Below are 16,074 nucleotides of genomic sequence, written 5' to 3' on the forward strand. Positions count from 1 at the left end.
ATGGCAGGCATGCCCGCCCGGTGGGTCAGGACGGTGTCGCCGTCGGCACCGTCGTGCCGGGTGTCCCGTCGGCCGGCGACCGGCGGGCGACTCCGACGTGGTGGAAGAGCAGGTTGAGCAGGACGGCCATCACGCAGCCGGCCGAGATCCCGGAGTGCATCAGGGTGCGGACGGCCTCCGGGAAGGGGTCGTAGAAGGTCGGTACCGCGATCGGGACGATGCCGACGCCGAGCGAGACCGACACCAGGACGGTGTTCGAGCCGGAGTCCATGCCGGCCTCCGCCAGGGTGCGGATGCCGCTCGCCGCGACCGTGCCGAAGAGCACGATCCCGGCGCCGCCCAGGACGGGCTGCGGGACCAGGGAGACGAGCGACCCGAGCACGGGGAAGAGCCCGAGCAGGATCAGGATGCCTCCGCCGGCCGCGACCACGAAGCGGCTGCGGATCCTCGTCAGCGCCACCAGCCCGATGTTCTGGGCGAAGGCGCTGGCGGCGAAGCCGTTGAAGACCGGGCTGAGCGCGGTGGCCAGTCCGTCCGCCCGCAGGCCGGCGGCGAGTACGGACTCGTCCGCCTCGCGGTCGACGATCCTGCCGAGCGCCAGCATGTCGGCGGTGGACTCGGTCATCGAGACCACCATGACGATGCAGAGCGAGGCGATCGCAGCCGCGTCGAACATCGGCGCGCCGAAGTGGAACGGCGAGGGGAGCGCGAAGACCTTCGCGTCCTCGACCGCGCCGAAGTCGGCGAGGCCCAGCGGGAAGGCGAGCAGGGTGCCGATCGCCAGTCCGATGAGCAGCGAGAGCTGCTGCCAGAAGCCGCGCAGCAGCCGGTTGCAGAGCACCACCGCGACGAGGGTGATCGCGGCGAGGCCGATGGCCCGCATGGAGCCGTACCCGGGGGCGCCCGGCGAGCCGCCGCGCGCCCAGTTGACCGCCACCGGGAGGAGGGACACCCCGATGAGGGTGATCACGGCGCCCTGGACCACCGGCGGGAAGAACCTGATCAGCTTGCAGAAGTACGGTGCCGCGAGGAAGCACAGGAGCCCCGCGACGATCACCGCTCCGAAGATCACCGGGAGGGCGTCCTCCGGTCCGTGCTCCTCGGCTATGGCGATCATGGGGGCGACCCCGGCGAACGAGACGCCGTTCACGAACGGCAGGCGGGCGCCGATCTTCCAGAAGCCGAGGGTCTGGAGCAGGGTGGCCAGTCCGGCGGTGAACAGGCTGGCCGAGATGAGCAGGGCGAGCTCGGCGGGGGAGAGCCCCACGCCGGCGCCGACGATGAGCGGGGGAGCGACGACTCCCGCGTACATCGCGGCGACGTGCTGCAGGCCGGTGGAGACGAGCTTCACCGGTGGCAGCAGTTCGTCCACGGGGTGGGTTTCCGGTCCGGACGGACTGCCGGGGAGGCTGCTTGACGTGCCGTCCGGACCAGAAGGTCTTGCAGGGGTGGAACCGCCGTCTGTGCTGCTGGTGTTGCTGGGTGCCATGTCGAGCCCCTCTTGTGCCCGTGGCTCGCGACGCGCCCGCGGCGCTGGAGACGTATCGATCGCGCGGCGGCCGGGGGCGGGACGGCGGTGCAAGGGTCCCCCGGCCGGTATCTCCAGCTCCCCGGGCCGGCCGCCGTCGAGCGGGCACGGTCTCCGGTGGGTGGGGGTGGAGAAACAGGTGGTGCGGGTGCTGCTGGTGTCACGGATGGTGCTGGTGTGACGGGTGGTGCGGCCCGTCCGGTATCGACCGGCCACAGGGGGCCGGAGGGTGCGGCGACGCCGGACGGTGTCCATGGGGAGGTCAGGCGACCGGGATCACCGGGACCACGCCCTCGCGGTGCACGGTGCCCTCGATCAGGCCGTACATCCGGTCGGCGGCGTAGTAGACCTCGTTGTCGTTCTTGAGGCCGAAGGGCTCCAGGTCGACCAGGAAGTGGTGCTTGTTCGGCAGCTCCAGGCGGACCTCGTCCACCTCGGCCCGGTTGTTCAGCACCCGGGTGCCCATCGCGTGCAGGGTCTGCTGCAGCGAGTAGGAGTAGGTCTCGGCGAAGGCCTCCAGCAGGTGCCGCTTCACGTGGGAGTAGGAGCGGTTCCAGTTGGGCTGGGCCTCGCCGTCGCGGCCGCTGAAGCCGTACTTCCAGCGCGCCGTCACCTGGGTGGCGAGGATGCGGTCGTACGCCTCCTGCAGGGTGGTGTACCGGTCCTTGATGTAGCCCCAGAACTCCGAGTTGGTGGAGTTCATCACGATGAGGTCCTTGAGGCCCGAGACGACCTGGACGGACTCGCCGTCGTAGACGATCTCGGAGGTGCGGGTCTCCTGCCCGTTGCGGACGAAGGAGTGGCCGACCTCCTCGGAGCCGATGAAGCGGGCGGAGTTGTCCGGCGTCTTGATCCGGTCCCAGGCGTACTCCTCGATCCGGATCCGGGCGCTGTGGACGACACCGCGCTCGGTGTCGTCCACGAAGTGCCGCGCCAGCAGGATGCCGAAGGCCTCGGCCGACTCGATCCCGTACTCCTTGGCGAAGGCGTACACGGTGTTCTTCGTCGTGTCGGTGGGGAGGCAGTTGGCGTTCGACCCGGTGAGGTGGACGTCCTCGAACTCGCCCTGGAGGGAGACCGAGACGTTCAGGTCCTTGATCTCGTGACGGGTCGAGTCACGGTAGATCCGGACGATGCGGTTCTCCGCCTTGCCGTACTGGTTCTGACCGAGCACGTGGGCCATGACATGGCTCCCAATCAATCAGGCGGTCTAGCTTCCGCGGTAGACCGAGTATCCGAACGGGTTGAGCAGCAGCGGCACGTGGTAGTGGTGCTGCGCGGGCGCGACCGTGAAGACGATCGAGACCTCGGGGAAGAACGGCGCCCCCTCGGACCTCGCCGCGTAGTACGCGGCGGTGTCGAAGAGCAGCCGGACGACCGAGCCCGCCTCCACGGCCGGCAGGTCCTTGGCCCGGCCGTCGGAGTCCGTGGCGGAGGTGCCGAGCACCTTCCAGCCACCCTCGGTGTGCAGTGCGAGCTCGACCGGGACACCCTCGGCCGGGCGGCCGAGGCTGGTGTCGAGCACGTGGGTGGAGATGCCAGTCATGGGTGAAGTGACCTTACTGATGGCAGGTGTGACGTTGTGTCGGGACCGGCCGGCGCGGCGTCAGTCCTCGTCGAGCAGCCGGTTGATCCGGATGTCGTTGATCTTGCGCAGCTCGCCCCGGACGATCTCCGCCTCGGTGGCGGGGTCGTTGGGGTAGCGCTCCCGCAGGGCGGCGAGCATGGTGTCCGCGGTGCGCCCGGTGGCGCAGATCAGGAACACGTGACCGAACTTCGCCTCGTAGGCGGCATTGGCCTCGTGCAGTTCGTCGAGGAGTGCGGGGTCCACTCCCCTGATGCCGGCCTGCTCGCGCTCGGAGGTGGCGTCACCCGCCTTGGGCGTGCCGATCCGGGCGTGGCCGGCCATCGCGTCGTTCAGGTCGGCGACCGTGAGGGCGGCCATGGCCGACGCGTTGGCGTCCAGCAGGGCCGTCCGGTCGGACCAGGGCCGGGCCGCCGCGACGGCGTCGGCCCAGGTGGTGCTGGAGCAGACCTCCAGCAGGATCGTCCTCAGCTCGGCGGCGTCGGCCGCCGCCAGGGCGTCGAGGGCGTGGGGGTGGTTGGTCACGGGTGGACCTCCTGAAGAGTGGTGCCACCCGCACAAGCTAGATCGACCCACCGCGGCCGTCAACACTTTGTTGAACGGTTGGTGGTTACGTTTTGAACGGGTCCCGGTTACCCGGGCGTTTCGTGTGCGATGAGACAAGTGTGCCCCGCCGGGGACTGGTGAAGACTGGCCCGGCCGGCGGGGTTCACCCGGATGTACGCGGATCCGCGCACGTCACGGGCGGCCTCGCACACCTCGCGGGGGGCTCGCCGGCCGTGCTCAGCCGGACTTCGAGCCGTCCTGGCGGTTGAGGTAGTTGTACACGGTGAAGCGGCTGACGCCGAGTGCCGAAGCGACCGTCTCCACCCCGTGGCGGACGGTGAAGGCGCCGCGCTCCTCCAGGAGTGCGACCACGCGCTGCTTCTCCCAGCGGTCCAGTTCGGTCAGCGGGCGCCCGTCGAACTGGCGGGTCATCTCGGCCAGCAGGCGGTCGAGCGCACTGCTCAGGTGGGGCAGTCGTACGGCGAGCGCCGGGGCGCCCTCCCACTCCAGGACGACGTCCTCGGCCTTCGCCTCGTCCAACCGGACGGGCGTGGCGCCGACGGCGTCCAGCAGCGGCTTTATCGCCGCCGCGAGCGGGTGTTCCACGTGCTCGGTCACGGCGTACCGCCCTCCTCGCCGAGCACGCTGACCTGGACCGAGATCCGGGTCGCGCCCGCGTCCAAGGTGTCCCGCAGCAGCTTGGTCACCGCGCCCAGGACCTGCTCGGCATCGCCTTCCGCGCCGGTGCCGAAGGGGCCGACCGAGACGGCCAGGCCGGCCTCGTCGACCACCTTCCGGGCCGCCACGGCGTGCTCCGGGAACGTGTCCAGTTCGAACGGTTCTGTCGTGAACTCCACCATCAATCGCACCCGCCCACTGTAGCGAGCGGGGGTGCGGGCGGGCAGGGGCTGGTCGATCGCGGGGGTGCGGGCGGGCAGGGGCTGGTCGATCGAACAGTGCCGGGGCCTGCGGGGGAGCGGTTTCGGTCGGCTTCAACAAATTGTTGCGGCGGTCTTGACACCCGCTCGGCGCGGCGGACATGCTTCCACCAAGCAGAATCCCTCTTCCGTATCGTGGAAGTTGCGGATGACGGAAGAGAGTGAGAGGTGATTGACGTGACGGCTGCGGCCCAGCACCGCTACACGGTCAACCTGTCGATCCTGTTCAGCGAGCTCCCGCTCCTGGAGCGCCCGGCCGCCGCCGCCGCCGCGGGCTTCACCGCCGCCGAGCTCTGGTGGCCGTTCGGCGAGAGCGCCACGCCGGCGCAGGCCGAGCTGGACGCGCTCCGCAAGGCGTTCACCGACGCCGGCGTGCGGCTCACCGGGCTCAACTTCCTGGACGACCTCAGCCTCGGTGTCCGCGGCACCGTCTCCGTGCCGGCCGCGAAGGACCGCTTCCGCGCCAACGTCCCGGTCGCCGCCGGGCTGGCCGCCTCGCTCGGCACCAAGGCGCTCAACGCGCTGTACGGCAACCGGGTCGAGGGCGTGGACCCGGCCGAGCAGGACGCGCTCGCGCTGGAGAACCTCGTCCTCGCCGCCCGGGCCGCCCACGAGATCGGCGCGATCCTGCTGGTCGAGGCGCTGAACCGGCCCGAGTCGCCGGACTACCCGCTGGTGTCCGCCGCCGCCGCGGTCGAGGTCGTGGACAAGGTCAACGCCGCGACCGGCCTGGGCAACGCGAAGTTCCTCTGCGACCTCTACCACCTGGCCATGAACGGCGAGGACCTGGCCGCCGTCATCGACACCTACGCCGACCGCTTCGGCCACGTCCAGATCGCCGACAAGCCGGGCCGCAACGAGCCGGGCACCGGCGGCCTCGACTTCGAGGACCTGTTCGCCCGGCTCACCGCCGCCGGCTACACCGGCCGGATCGGGCTCGAGTACCGCCCCTCCACCGGCGTCAGCGCCGACAGCTTCGAGTGGCTTCCGCGCGAGCTGCGCTCGGCCGGCTGAGCGCACCGCCCTCCGGCCCGCCCGCCGGACCCCGCACCCCACCCCTCCACGCACCTAAGGAACGACGCGATGAGCCGCAAGATCGCCTTCATCGGCCTCGGCATCATGGGCAGCCCGATGGCCGCCAACCTCGTCAAGGCCGGGCACCACGTCACCGGCTTCAACCTCACCCAGCCGCAGATCGACGCCCTGGTCGCCGCCGGCGGCCACGGGGCCACCAGCATCGCGGACGCGGTGAAGGACGCCGAGGTCGTCATCACCATGGTCCCGGCCGACCCGCAGGTCGAGCAGGTCATCCTGGGCGAGGGCGGCGTGCTCGAGAACGCCAGGCCCGGCACCCTGGTGATCGACATGTCCTCGATCACCCCGCAGACCTCGATCAAGGTCGAGGCCGCCGCCAAGGAGAAGGGCGTCCGCACCCTGGACGCCCCGGTCTCCGGCGGCGAGGCGGGTGCCGTCGAGGCCGTCCTGTCGATCATGGTCGGTGGCGCGGCGGAGGACTTCGCCGAGGCCAAGCCGCTGTTCGACGCCCTGGGCACCACGGTGATCCACGTCGGCCCGGCCGGCGCCGGCCAGACCGTGAAGGCCGCCAACCAGCTGATCGTCGCCGTGAACATCCAGGTCCTGGCCGAGGCCGTGGTCTTCCTGGAGAACGCCGGCGTCGACCTGGGTGCCGCGCTGGACGTGCTCGGCGGCGGCCTGGCCGGCTCGACCGTGCTCAACCGCAAGAAGGCGAACATGCTCAACCGCGAGTTCGCCCCCGGTTTCCGCATCGACCTGCACCACAAGGACATGGGCATCGTCACCGACGCCGCCCGCGCCGTGGGCGCCGCCCTGCCGGTCGGCGCGGTCGTCGCCCAGCTGGTCGCCTCGGCCCGTGCCAACGGCGACGGCTCCCTCGACCACTCGGCGCTGCTGCGCGGCGTCGAGCGGCTGTCCGGCCGCGAGGTCGAGTAGCCGGACCGGGCCCCCGAGGCCCGCGGACTCCTCCTGGTGGCGTGTACCTATCCGGTCGTGCCCGCGCCACCAGGAGGCCAGGCCCGATCGGCAGGTGGTTCGGGGCTCATCCGCCTCCTGCCGATCGACCAAGCCGGTGACACGCACTCCCTGACGGGGGCACTTCGGTCGTGCCGGTTGCGTGTCGCCCGGCCCCCTCCCTCGCCGAGGGGAGCCTCTCGTACGTCGGAAGCGGGACGAGGGGAACGGCGGGGAGGGGGCCATCGCACCCCACCCGGGCCCGTGCCCGGCGGGGTGGCCGCCCCGGATCGCGGGCAGGCCGTCCGACGGGCACCCGTCGGACGGGGGCGGGCCCCCGACGGACGCACCCCGACGGGGGCACCTGCCCGGCCCGGCCGACCCTGCCGGGGCGCACGCCCGCCCCGGGGGCACATGCTTGACGAACCATTGCCAGACCAGTCCGGAAGTGAGGCCCACGCCATGCCCGCCACCCCCGCCCAGGGCCATGTGGTCGTAGCTCCCGACAAGTTCAAGGGCACCCTGGAGGGTGCCGAGGTCGCCGCGCGGATCGCGGCCGGCATCCGCCGCGCCGCGCCGGGCACCGAGGTCCGCGAACTGCCCGTCGCCGACGGCGGCGAGGGCACCCTCGCCGCCGCGCTGGCCGCCGGCTTCCACCGGATCCCGGCCAAGGTGGCCGGACCCACCGGCCTGCCGGTGGACGCCGCACTCGCCGTGCGGGGCGACACCGCCGTGGTCGAGCTGGCGCAGTCCTCCGGGCTGGCCCGGCTCCCCGGCGGCCGGACCGCCCCGCTCGCGGCCGGCTCCTACGGGGTCGGCCAGCTGATCGGCCGGGCGGTGGGCCTGGGCGCCAAGCGGATCGTGCTCGGCCTCGGCGGCAGCGCCTGCACCGACGGCGGGGCCGGCATGGTCCAGGCCCTCGGCGCCCGCCTGCTGGACGCGGACGGCACCGAGCTGGCGCCGGGCGGCGCCGCGCTGCGCAGGCTCGACCGGCTCGACCTCGGCCCGCTGGCCACGGGGACACCGGCGGCGGCGCTCACCGGGATCGAGATCGTGGTGGCCTGCGACGTGGACAACCCGCTGCTCGGCCCGCGCGGCGCGACCGCCGTCTACGGCCCGCAGAAGGGCGCCGACGGCGAGGACCTGGTGATCCTGGAGGAGGGCCTGACCCGCTTCGCCGACGTGGTCGGCGAGGCCGTCGGACGGGACTTCCGCAACGCCCCCGGCGCCGGGGCCGCAGGCGGGGTGGGCTTCGCCGCCCTCGCCCTGCTCGGCGCCACCATGCGACCCGGCATCGAGCTGATGCTCGATCTGCTGGGTTTCGACGAGGCCGTGCGTGGGGCACGCCTCGTCGTGACCGGCGAGGGCTGCCTGGACGCGCAGACGCTCCACGGCAAGGCGCCCGCCGGCGTTGCCGCGGCGGCCACCCGGGCGGGGGTTCGGGTGGCCGCTGTGGCAGGGCGGTTGGAGCTCTCCGAGGGCGAGTGGCGGGCGGCCGGCTTCGTCGGCGCGTACGCCCTCACCGACCTGGCCGAACATCCCGGGGACAGCATGACCCGGGCGGCGGAGCTCGCCGAGGTCGCGGGGGAGCGGCTGGCGGCGGAGTTCCTCGCCGGCTGACCGCAGTCCGCTCCGCGCTCGACCGCGGGCGCTCCGCGCTCGACCGGAGGTCCGGCCCGAGACGGGCAGGAGGGCTCCACGGCCGGTCCGGCCGAACGCCCACCCCGGGTGGCCGGAAACCCGTCGGCCCTCGTGCGTTCCTCCATTGACGTTTTGTTGAAGGCGGCCCTAGGCTCCGGGCAATCCTTCGACGTACCCACCCTTCTTCTTCAGGCTTCGGAGGTCCCCCATGCCCCTCAGCGAGACTGCGGTGATCCGCTCCCGCCGGGTGGTCCTGCCGGACGGCGAGCGCCCCGCGGACGTGCTGATCCGGGACGGGCGGATCGAGCAGATCGCCGAGCACGGCTCGCTGCTCGCCGGCGACCAGCATCTGACCGACCTCGGCGACACCGCGCTGCTGCCCGGTCTGGTCGACACCCACGTGCACGTCAACGAGCCCGGCCGGACCGAGTGGGAGGGCTTCGCCACCGCCACCCGGGCGGCCGCCGCCGGCGGCGTGACCACGATCGTCGACATGCCGCTCAACTCGATCCCGCCCACCACCACGGTGGCCGGACTGGAGGCCAAGCGGAAGACCGCCGAGGGCCAGGCCTGGGTCGACCTCGGCTTCTGGGGCGGCGCCGTCCCCGGCAACGTCCCGGACCTCGAACCGCTGCACCGCGCGGGCGTGTTCGGCTTCAAGAGCTTCCTCGCGCCGTCCGGCGTGGACGAGTTCCCGCACGTCGAGGCGGCCGACCTGGAGGCCGCGCTGGCCGAGCAGGCCCGGATCGGGGCGCTGGCGATCATCCACGCCGAGGATCCGACCGTCCTGGCCGCCGCCCCGCAGCAACCCGGCGTCCACTACCGGGACTTCCTGGCCTCGCGGCCCGCCGACGCCGAGACCGCGGCCGTCGCGCGGCTGCTCGACACCGCCCGCCGCACCGGTGCCCGGGTGCACATCCTGCACGTCTCCTCGGCCGCCGTGCTGCCGCTGCTGCGGCAGGCCCGGGAGGACGGCGTCCGGGTGACCGCCGAGACCTGTCCGCACTACCTGACCCTCGCGGCCGAGCAGGTGCCGGACGGCGACACCGCGTTCAAGTGCTGCCCGCCGATCCGGGACGAGTCCAACCGGGACGCGCTCTGGGCGGCCCTGGCGGCGGGCGAGTTCGTCGCCGTCGTCTCCGACCACTCGCCGTCCACCCCGGACCTCAAGCTGCTGCCGGAGTTCGGCGGCAGCGGGGACTTCGCCGAGGCCTGGGGCGGCATCGCCTCCCTGCAGCTGGGCCTGCCGGCGATCTGGACCGAGGCGCGCCGCCGCGGCCACACGCTCGGCGACGTGGTCCGCTGGATGGCGAGCGGCCCGGCCTCGCTGGTCGGCCTCACCGGCACGAAGGGCGCGATCGCCGTCGGCCACGACGCCGACCTGGTCGCCTTCGACCCGGACGCCGAGTTCGCCGTGAACGCCGGCGAGCTCCACCACCGAAACCCCGTCACCCCGTACGCCGGCCGGACGCTGACCGGCGCCGTGCGCACCACCTGGCTGCGCGGCCGGGTCGTCGACGTCGCGGCCGAGCCGTTCGGCCGCCAGATCACCCGCCCGTCCGCCGGCCCGGACACCCGCCCCGAGGAGACTCAGTGACCACCGTCAACACCCCGAGCGCTCCCTTCACCGAGCTGGTCAACCTGGCCTCCCGGCTGCTCGGCGCCGGCGTCGTCGCCACCAACGAGGACACCTTCGCGGACGCGGAGAACCTGCTGGTCGCCAAGCCCGCCGAGTTCCGGCCGCACACCTTCGGCCACAAGGGCCAGATCATGGACGGCTGGGAGTCCAAGCGGCGCCGCGGCGTCGGCGCCGACCAGCCGCACCCCGCCGACGACGACCACGACTGGACGATCGTCCGGCTCGGCGTCGCCGGCGTGGTCCGCGGCCTGATCGTCGACACCGCGCACTTCACCGGCAACTACCCGGAGAGCGCCTCGGTCGAGGCCGCCGCGATACCCGGTCACCCCTCGCCGGAGGAGCTGGCCGCCGCGGAGTGGGTCGAGCTGCTGCCGCGCACCCCGCTCCAGGGCGACACCGCCCACGAGTTCGAGGTCCGCGACGAGACCCGCTACACCCACGTCCGGCTGAACATCTTCCCGGACGGCGGCGTGGCCCGGCTCCGCGTCCACGGCGAGGTGCTGCCCGACCCGCGCGAGCTCGACGGCCTCACCTTCGACCTCGCGGCCCAGGAGTACGGCGGCGTGGCCGAGGCGGCGTCCGACCGCTACTTCTCCTCCCCGCACAACCTGAACGCTCCCGGCCGCGCCTCCGTCATGGGCGAGGGCTGGGAGACCCGGCGTCGGCGCGACAAGGCCAACGACTGGGTGCAGATCGCCCTGGCCGGGGGCGGCGAGGTCCTGGCCGCCGAGGTGGACACCACCCACTTCGTCGCCAACGCCCCCGGCTGGGCCGACCTCGTCGGCTACGACGCCTCCCAGGGCGGCAACCCCTCCGAGGACCGCGACGGCTGGTTCGAGATCCTGCCCCGCACCCGCCTGCAGCCCGACACCCGACACCGGTTCCGGCTCGACGTCGGCCGCCCGGTCACCCACGTGCGGATCAACGTGTACCCGGACGGCGGTCTCGCCCGGCTCCGCCTCACCGGCCGGCTGACCGAGGCCGGTCGCGCCGCCCTGGCGCTGCGCTGGTTCAACGCCGTCCCGGCCGCCGAGGCCGCCGCCGCGCTCACCGAGGCCGGCCTCACCGCCGACGAGGCCGCCGCGCTTACCGCCGCCCGCCCGCTGGCGGACCCGGCCGCGGCCACCGCCGCCGTCGCCGAGCTGCGGCCCGCCGACGGCCCGGACGGCGAGCACTCCTCCCGCCGCCGCTCGGCCGTCTGGCGCCTGCTCGGCATCTGAGCGGCAGCCGCTCGGACGCCAACCCCTCCTCCACGCACTGCTTGCACCGACACCCGAAGGACCCTCCATGTCCAAGATCCTGACCACGGAGTCCGGCGCGCCGATCGCCGACAACCAGAACTCGGCCTCGGCCGGCGAGTACGGCCCGCTGCTCATCCAGGACCAGCAGCTGCTGGAGAAGCTGGCCCGGTTCAACCGCGAGCGCATCCCGGAGCGCGTCGTGCACGCCCGCGGCTCCGGCGCCTACGGCTACTTCGAGGTGACCGACGAAGTCTCGCAGTACACCAAGGCCGCCTTCCTCTCGGAGGTCGGCAAGCGCACCGAGCTGTTCCTGCGGTTCTCCACCGTGGCCGGCAACCTGGGCTCCAGCGACGCCGTGCGCGACCCCCGCGGCTTCGCGGTGAAGTTCTACACCGAGGAGGGCAACTACGACCTCGTCGGCAACAACACCCCGGTCTTCTTCATCAAGGACCCGCTGAAGTTCCCCGACTTCATCCACTCGCAGAAGCGCGACCCGTACACCGGCGTCCAGGAGGCGGACAACGTCTGGGACTTCTGGGCGCACTCGCCGGCCTCGACCCACCAGATCACCTGGCTCTTCGGCGACCGCGGCATCCCGGCGTCCTACCGCCACATGAACGGCTACGGCTCGCACACCTACCAGTGGGTCAACGAGCAGGGCGACGCCTACTGGGTGAAGTACCACTTCAAGACCAACCAGGGCATCCGCTCGCTGGACGGCGAGCAGTCCGCCGAAGTGCTCGGTGCCGACGCCGACTCGCACCAGCGCGACCTGCACCAGGCCATCGAGCGCGGGGTGTTCCCGTCCTGGACCCTCTACGTCCAGCTGATGCCGGTCGCCGAGGCCGCGGACTACCGCTTCAACCCGTTCGACCTCACCAAGGTGTGGCCGCACGCCGACTACCCGCTGGTCAAGGTCGGCCGCCTGGTGCTCAACCGCAACCCCGAGAACGTCTTCGCCGACGTCGAGCAGTCCGCGTTCTCGCCGAACAACTTCGTGCCGGGCATCGGCCCGTCCCCGGACAAGATGCTCCAGGGGCGCCTGTTCGCCTACGCCGACGCCCAGCGCTACCGCCTCGGCGTGAACCACACCCAGCTGCCGGTGAACGCCCCGCGCGCCACCGAGGCGAACAACTACGGCCGCGACGGCCTCCACGCGATCAACAGGTCCGGCCGCGGCAGGAACTACGAGCCCAACTCGTACGACGGCCCCGCCCAGACCGACGAGGCGCTCGCCGCCCCGGTCCGGCTGAGCGGCCACACCGGCACCTACACCACGCCGGCCCACACCAAGGACGACGACTTCTTCCAGGCCGGCGAGCTCTACCGCCTGATGTCGGAGGGCGAGAAGAGCCGCCTGATCGACAACCTCGCGGGCTTCCTCGCGCAGGTCACCCGCGAGGACATCGTGGAGAAGAACCTCGCCCACTTCCACGCCGCCGACGAGGAGTACGGCGCCCGCCTGGCGGCGGCCGTCGCCAGGCTCCGCGCCGGGGACGAGGGCTGACGAGGCGTCGCACGCGCGTCCGGACCACCCTCACCGGCCGCCGGGGTCCGCACCCCGGCGGCCGCGACCGGGCCTCTCCCCCTGGGCAGTGGGGAGGGGCCCGCTCCGCGTTCCCCGGCGGGCAGCGGTGCGCGGGCCTGGGGCGGGCCTGGGGCGTGGGTGTCCTCGCGCGGCGGCCGGGGCATATGCCGGTCAAGCCCGTTCACGAGACCTGCACCAATATCCGTGGACGGCAACTGCCCGGCCGTTCGGGTGGCTAGGCTGGAGGAAGCCCGCAGGTCGCCGCGCGGGCGGACATCGGAAGGGGACGACATGTCGACACCAGCCCCGGGTCGTCACGCCGCGCCGGACCAGGGCACGCCCGGTCCGATCACCTCCTTGCAGCACGCCCTGAGACTGCTGGAGGCCGTCGACCGGCACGCCGGCGGAGCCACCCTGGTCGCCCTCGCCAGGGAGACGTCCCTGAGCCTGTCGACGGTTCGGCGGCTCGCCGAGATCCTGGAGATCGAGGGCTATCTCCAGTGCCAGGACGGCGGTTGGCTGCTCGGCGGTACGTTCGCGCTGCTCGGACAGCACAACCGGGAGCAGCTCGTCCGGGCCCGGCTGAACCGGCAACTCGCTGACCTGCGAGACGAGTTGGGCGCCGCGGTGTACTTCAGTCGTTACCACGACGGCGAGTTGTCGGTGGAGGCGGTCTCCGCAGCCGACCACGCGCCCGCGGTGCAGGAGTGGGTGGACTTCCGGGCCACCGCGCACGCCAGCGCGATCGGGAAGTGCCTGCTGAGCCAGCTCGACCACGACGGCCGCCGGGACCACTTCTCCCGCCACCCGGTGGCCCGGCTGACCTCGCGCACCGTCACCGACACCGACCAGCTGATGCACCGGCTGGAGCGGCAGCCGGCCACCGTGCCCGTGCTGGACATCCAGGAGTACGCGCTCGGCACCGTCTGCGCGGCCGTGCCGGTGACGGCGGGCAGCACGGTCGGCTGCCTGGCCACGTCGATGCCGGTGGACAACGTGCACCGGCTCAAGGCGGCAGCGGAGCTGTTGGCGGCCCGGGCAGCGCCGCTGATGCTCGCCATGGCGGTCTGACCGGCCGCCGTCCGCCCGTCCACGTGGGCCCCGCCTCGATTCGGCGGGGCCTTCCGTGTTTCCCGTGGTGCCGCGCGGCGCACATCACTTATTAGACTCGATGTCGATAAGAGGTGCCGAACCCCTTGTCGCCGTCGCTACCCGCGAGTACGTTTCCCTGAGCCGAGCCGCCACCCGCAGGTCAGGAGGGCCCTCCCATGCCCCGCTCCACGCCCGTTCCCGCCGTCGCCGCCCCGGCCTCCCGCGTCCACGACGGCCTCGTCCTGGAGCCCCGGGACGTCCGCTTCGACTGGGCCGGCCTGCCGCTGCACTGGATCCCGGACGAGCCGGTGGCCACCCACGTCATCAACGTCCTCCACCTGCTGCTGCCGGAGGGCGAGCGCTGGTTCGTCAAGGTGTTCAAGGAGGCGCTGCCGCTGATCCGCGACGAGCAGCTGCGCGAGGAGGTGCTCGGTTTCATCGGCCAGGAGGCCATCCACGCCGAGGCGCACCAGGAGGTGCTGGACCACCTGCTCGGCCAGGGGCTCGACCCGCGCCCGTACGTCCGTCAGATCGCCTGGCTGTTCCAGCGGGTCCTCGGCGACAAGCCGGGCCTCACGCCGGCCCGGCGGCGCGAGAACGTCATCGAGCGGGTCGCCTTCGTCGCGGCGATCGAGCACTTCACCGCCTTCCTGGGCGACTGGGCGCTCAACTCACCGGGCCTGGACCGGGCCCAGGCCGACCCGACGATGCTGGACCTGCTGCGGTGGCACGGCGCCGAGGAGGTCGAGCACCGCAGCGTCGCGTTCGACCTGATGGTCCACCTCGACCCCGGCTACCTGCGGCGGATCCGCGGGATGGCGGTCTCCGGGCCGCTGCTGGTCCGTCTCTGGGTGCGGGGTGCCCGGTTCCTGCTGGCGGCCGACCCCAGCCTCGACGGACGGCTGAAGCCGACCTGGCGGGAGGCCCGCCGGATCGCCCGGCGCGGGCTGCTGCCCGATCCGGTCAAGTCGGTGCGCTCCGGGCTGCGCTACCTGAGGCCCGGCTACCACCCCACCCAGGAGGGCTCGTCCAGCCAGGCCCTCGGCTACCTGGCCACCTCCCCGGCCGCCCGCGCGGCGGCCGCCCACTGACGGCGTGCGGGGCGCCCGCCCCGCCCGACGTCGCCCGCCCCGCCCGACGCCGCCCCCACGGACACCCAAGGACCCGCCGGATGGACCTGCACACCCCGCCCCCCGACCTCTACGGCCGTCCCCACGCCGACCGGTTCATGCGGCGGCTCACCGCCTTCGGCGACCGCTACAGCCCCGCCCTCGGCAGCCCGCTGCTGCGCCGCAACCCCCGCCGCCCGGTCGGCCGCCCCACCCCGCCGCTGCAACTGGTGGTCGCCGACCGCCGCGAAGTCGCCGCGGACGTCGTCGAACTGCGGCTCACCGACCCCTCCGGCGGCCCGCTGCCGCGCTGGCAGCCCGGTGCGCACCTGCGTCTCACGCTCCCCTCCGGCCGCGAGCGCCACTACTCGCTCTGCGGCGACCCGGCCGAGCGCGCCGCCTACCGGATCGCCGTCCGCCGGCTGCCCGGGGGCGGCGGCGGTTCGGTCGAGGTCCACGACGCCCTGCACCGCGGCGTACGCCTCACCGCCCGCCGCCCGCGCAACGGCTTCGCCTTCTGCGCCGAGCCGGCCGTCCTGCTGCTGGCCGGCGGCATCGGGGTCACCCCGCTGCTGCCCATGGCGCGCGAGGCCCAGCGCCACGGGCTGGACTGGCGGCTCGTCCTGGTCGGCCGCAGCGCCGCCACCCTCCCGTACGCGGACGAGCTGGACGACCTCGACCCGCGCCGGGTGCACCGGCGCACCGACGACGAGCACGGCGGCGTGCCGACCGGCGCCGAGCTGCTGGGGTACGCCCCTCCCGGGGCCGCCGTCTACTGCTGCGGCCCGGCCCCGATGCTCGCCGCCGTCCAGGGCGCGCTGGACGGATCGCCCGCCGCCGCCCTGCACTTCGAGCGGTTCGGCGCGGCGCCGATCACCGACGGGGAGCCGTTCACCGTCCGCCTCGGCGCGGACGGCCCGGCGCTCGCCGTCCCGGCCGACCGGTCCGCCCTGGACGTGCTCCGCGAGGCCCGCCCGGACCTGCCCTACTCCTGCCACCAGGGGTTCTGCGGCACCTGCGAGGTCCGCCTGCTGGCCGGCACGCCCGACCACCGCGACCGCCGCCTCACCCCCGAGCAGCGCGCCGCCGGCGCCCTGCTGCCCTGCGTCTCCCGGGCCGCCGAGGGCGAGACGCTCGCCGTCGACCTGTAGCGGCCGGCGCCCGGCCCGCCGTGGCGCCTCACCCGACGACACGTCAGGCAGTCCGCAGCAGACCCTCGCTCCCCAGCCCCGGACCCC

Annotated in this window: 14 protein-coding genes and 1 pseudogene; 9 read left to right on the forward strand and 6 right to left on the reverse strand. The window is 73.2% G+C overall.

Annotated features, from left to right (window positions below; genetic code table 11):
* Positions 1-25: 25 nt before the first annotated feature.
* From MCM47_RS17180 to MCM47_RS17205, 6 genes are all read right to left on the reverse strand, one after another.
* A complete protein-coding gene (locus MCM47_RS17180) occupies positions 26-1,489 on the reverse strand; it encodes a nucleobase:cation symporter-2 family protein (protein ID WP_374209146.1) in 1,464 nt (487 codons plus the stop codon).
* Positions 1,490-1,790: 301 nt separating this feature from the next.
* The gene (pucL, locus tag MCM47_RS17185; protein WP_238862491.1) at positions 1,791-2,711 is read right to left on the reverse strand and encodes a factor-independent urate hydroxylase; all 921 of its coding nucleotides are present in this window, start codon (positions 2,709-2,711) and stop codon (positions 1,791-1,793) included.
* A gap of 27 nt (positions 2,712-2,738) precedes the next feature.
* Complete coding sequence (gene uraH / locus MCM47_RS17190) at positions 2,739-3,074, reverse strand: hydroxyisourate hydrolase (protein WP_238862492.1); 336 nt, start codon at positions 3,072-3,074, stop codon at positions 2,739-2,741.
* 60 nt (positions 3,075-3,134) lie between these two features.
* Entirely contained in the window at positions 3,135-3,638 is a 504-nt protein-coding gene (gene uraD, locus MCM47_RS17195; protein ID WP_238862493.1) for a 2-oxo-4-hydroxy-4-carboxy-5-ureidoimidazoline decarboxylase, read from the reverse strand.
* Positions 3,639-3,896: 258 nt separating this feature from the next.
* A complete protein-coding gene (locus MCM47_RS17200; protein WP_238862494.1) occupies positions 3,897-4,277 on the reverse strand; it encodes a helix-turn-helix domain-containing protein in 381 nt (126 codons plus the stop codon).
* A complete protein-coding gene (locus MCM47_RS17205) occupies positions 4,274-4,519 on the reverse strand; it encodes a thiamine-binding protein (protein ID WP_255752388.1) in 246 nt (81 codons plus the stop codon). The genes MCM47_RS17200 and MCM47_RS17205 overlap by 4 nt, the downstream gene beginning before the upstream one ends.
* 246 nt (positions 4,520-4,765) lie before the next feature.
* On the opposite strand from MCM47_RS17205, the gene MCM47_RS17210 reads away from it, so the two are divergent.
* From MCM47_RS17210 to MCM47_RS17250, 9 genes and pseudogenes are all read left to right on the forward strand, one after another.
* Positions 4,766-5,611, forward strand: a complete 846-nt coding sequence (locus tag MCM47_RS17210; protein ID WP_238862496.1) for a TIM barrel protein — start codon at positions 4,766-4,768, stop codon at positions 5,609-5,611.
* Positions 5,612-5,680: 69 nt separating this feature from the next.
* Positions 5,681-6,568 (forward strand): 2-hydroxy-3-oxopropionate reductase, encoded by an 888-nt coding sequence (locus MCM47_RS17215; RefSeq protein WP_238862497.1) that lies wholly within the window; start codon positions 5,681-5,683, stop codon positions 6,566-6,568.
* Positions 6,569-7,048: 480 nt separating this feature from the next.
* Positions 7,049-8,206 (forward strand): glycerate kinase, encoded by a 1,158-nt coding sequence (locus tag MCM47_RS17220; RefSeq protein WP_238862498.1) that lies wholly within the window; start codon positions 7,049-7,051, stop codon positions 8,204-8,206.
* 229 nt (positions 8,207-8,435) lie between these two features.
* A complete protein-coding gene (gene allB / locus MCM47_RS17225) occupies positions 8,436-9,824 on the forward strand; it encodes an allantoinase AllB (protein WP_238862499.1) in 1,389 nt (462 codons plus the stop codon).
* Positions 9,821-10,873: pseudogene (alc, locus tag MCM47_RS17230) on the forward strand (allantoicase); the annotation flags it as partial. The gene allB and the pseudogene alc, both read left to right, overlap by 4 nt.
* A 280-nt stretch (positions 10,874-11,153) precedes the next feature.
* On the forward strand, positions 11,154-12,614 hold the full coding sequence (locus MCM47_RS17235; protein WP_238862500.1) for a catalase: 1,461 nt from the start codon (positions 11,154-11,156) through the stop codon (positions 12,612-12,614).
* 312 nt (positions 12,615-12,926) lie between these two features.
* Entirely contained in the window at positions 12,927-13,706 is a 780-nt protein-coding gene (locus MCM47_RS17240; RefSeq protein WP_238862501.1) for an IclR family transcriptional regulator C-terminal domain-containing protein, read from the forward strand.
* 197 nt (positions 13,707-13,903) lie between these two features.
* Positions 13,904-14,818, forward strand: coding sequence for a metal-dependent hydrolase (locus MCM47_RS17245; protein ID WP_238862502.1), 915 nt, complete (start codon positions 13,904-13,906; stop codon positions 14,816-14,818).
* 80 nt (positions 14,819-14,898) lie between these two features.
* On the forward strand, positions 14,899-15,987 hold the full coding sequence (locus MCM47_RS17250; protein ID WP_238862503.1) for a PDR/VanB family oxidoreductase: 1,089 nt from the start codon (positions 14,899-14,901) through the stop codon (positions 15,985-15,987).
* Positions 15,988-16,074: the final 87 nt, after the last annotated feature.

Origin of the sequence: Kitasatospora sp. A2-31 (assembly GCF_022288725.1) — a bacterium.
In the GTDB taxonomy this organism is placed as follows: domain Bacteria; phylum Actinomycetota; class Actinomycetes; order Streptomycetales; family Streptomycetaceae; genus Kitasatospora.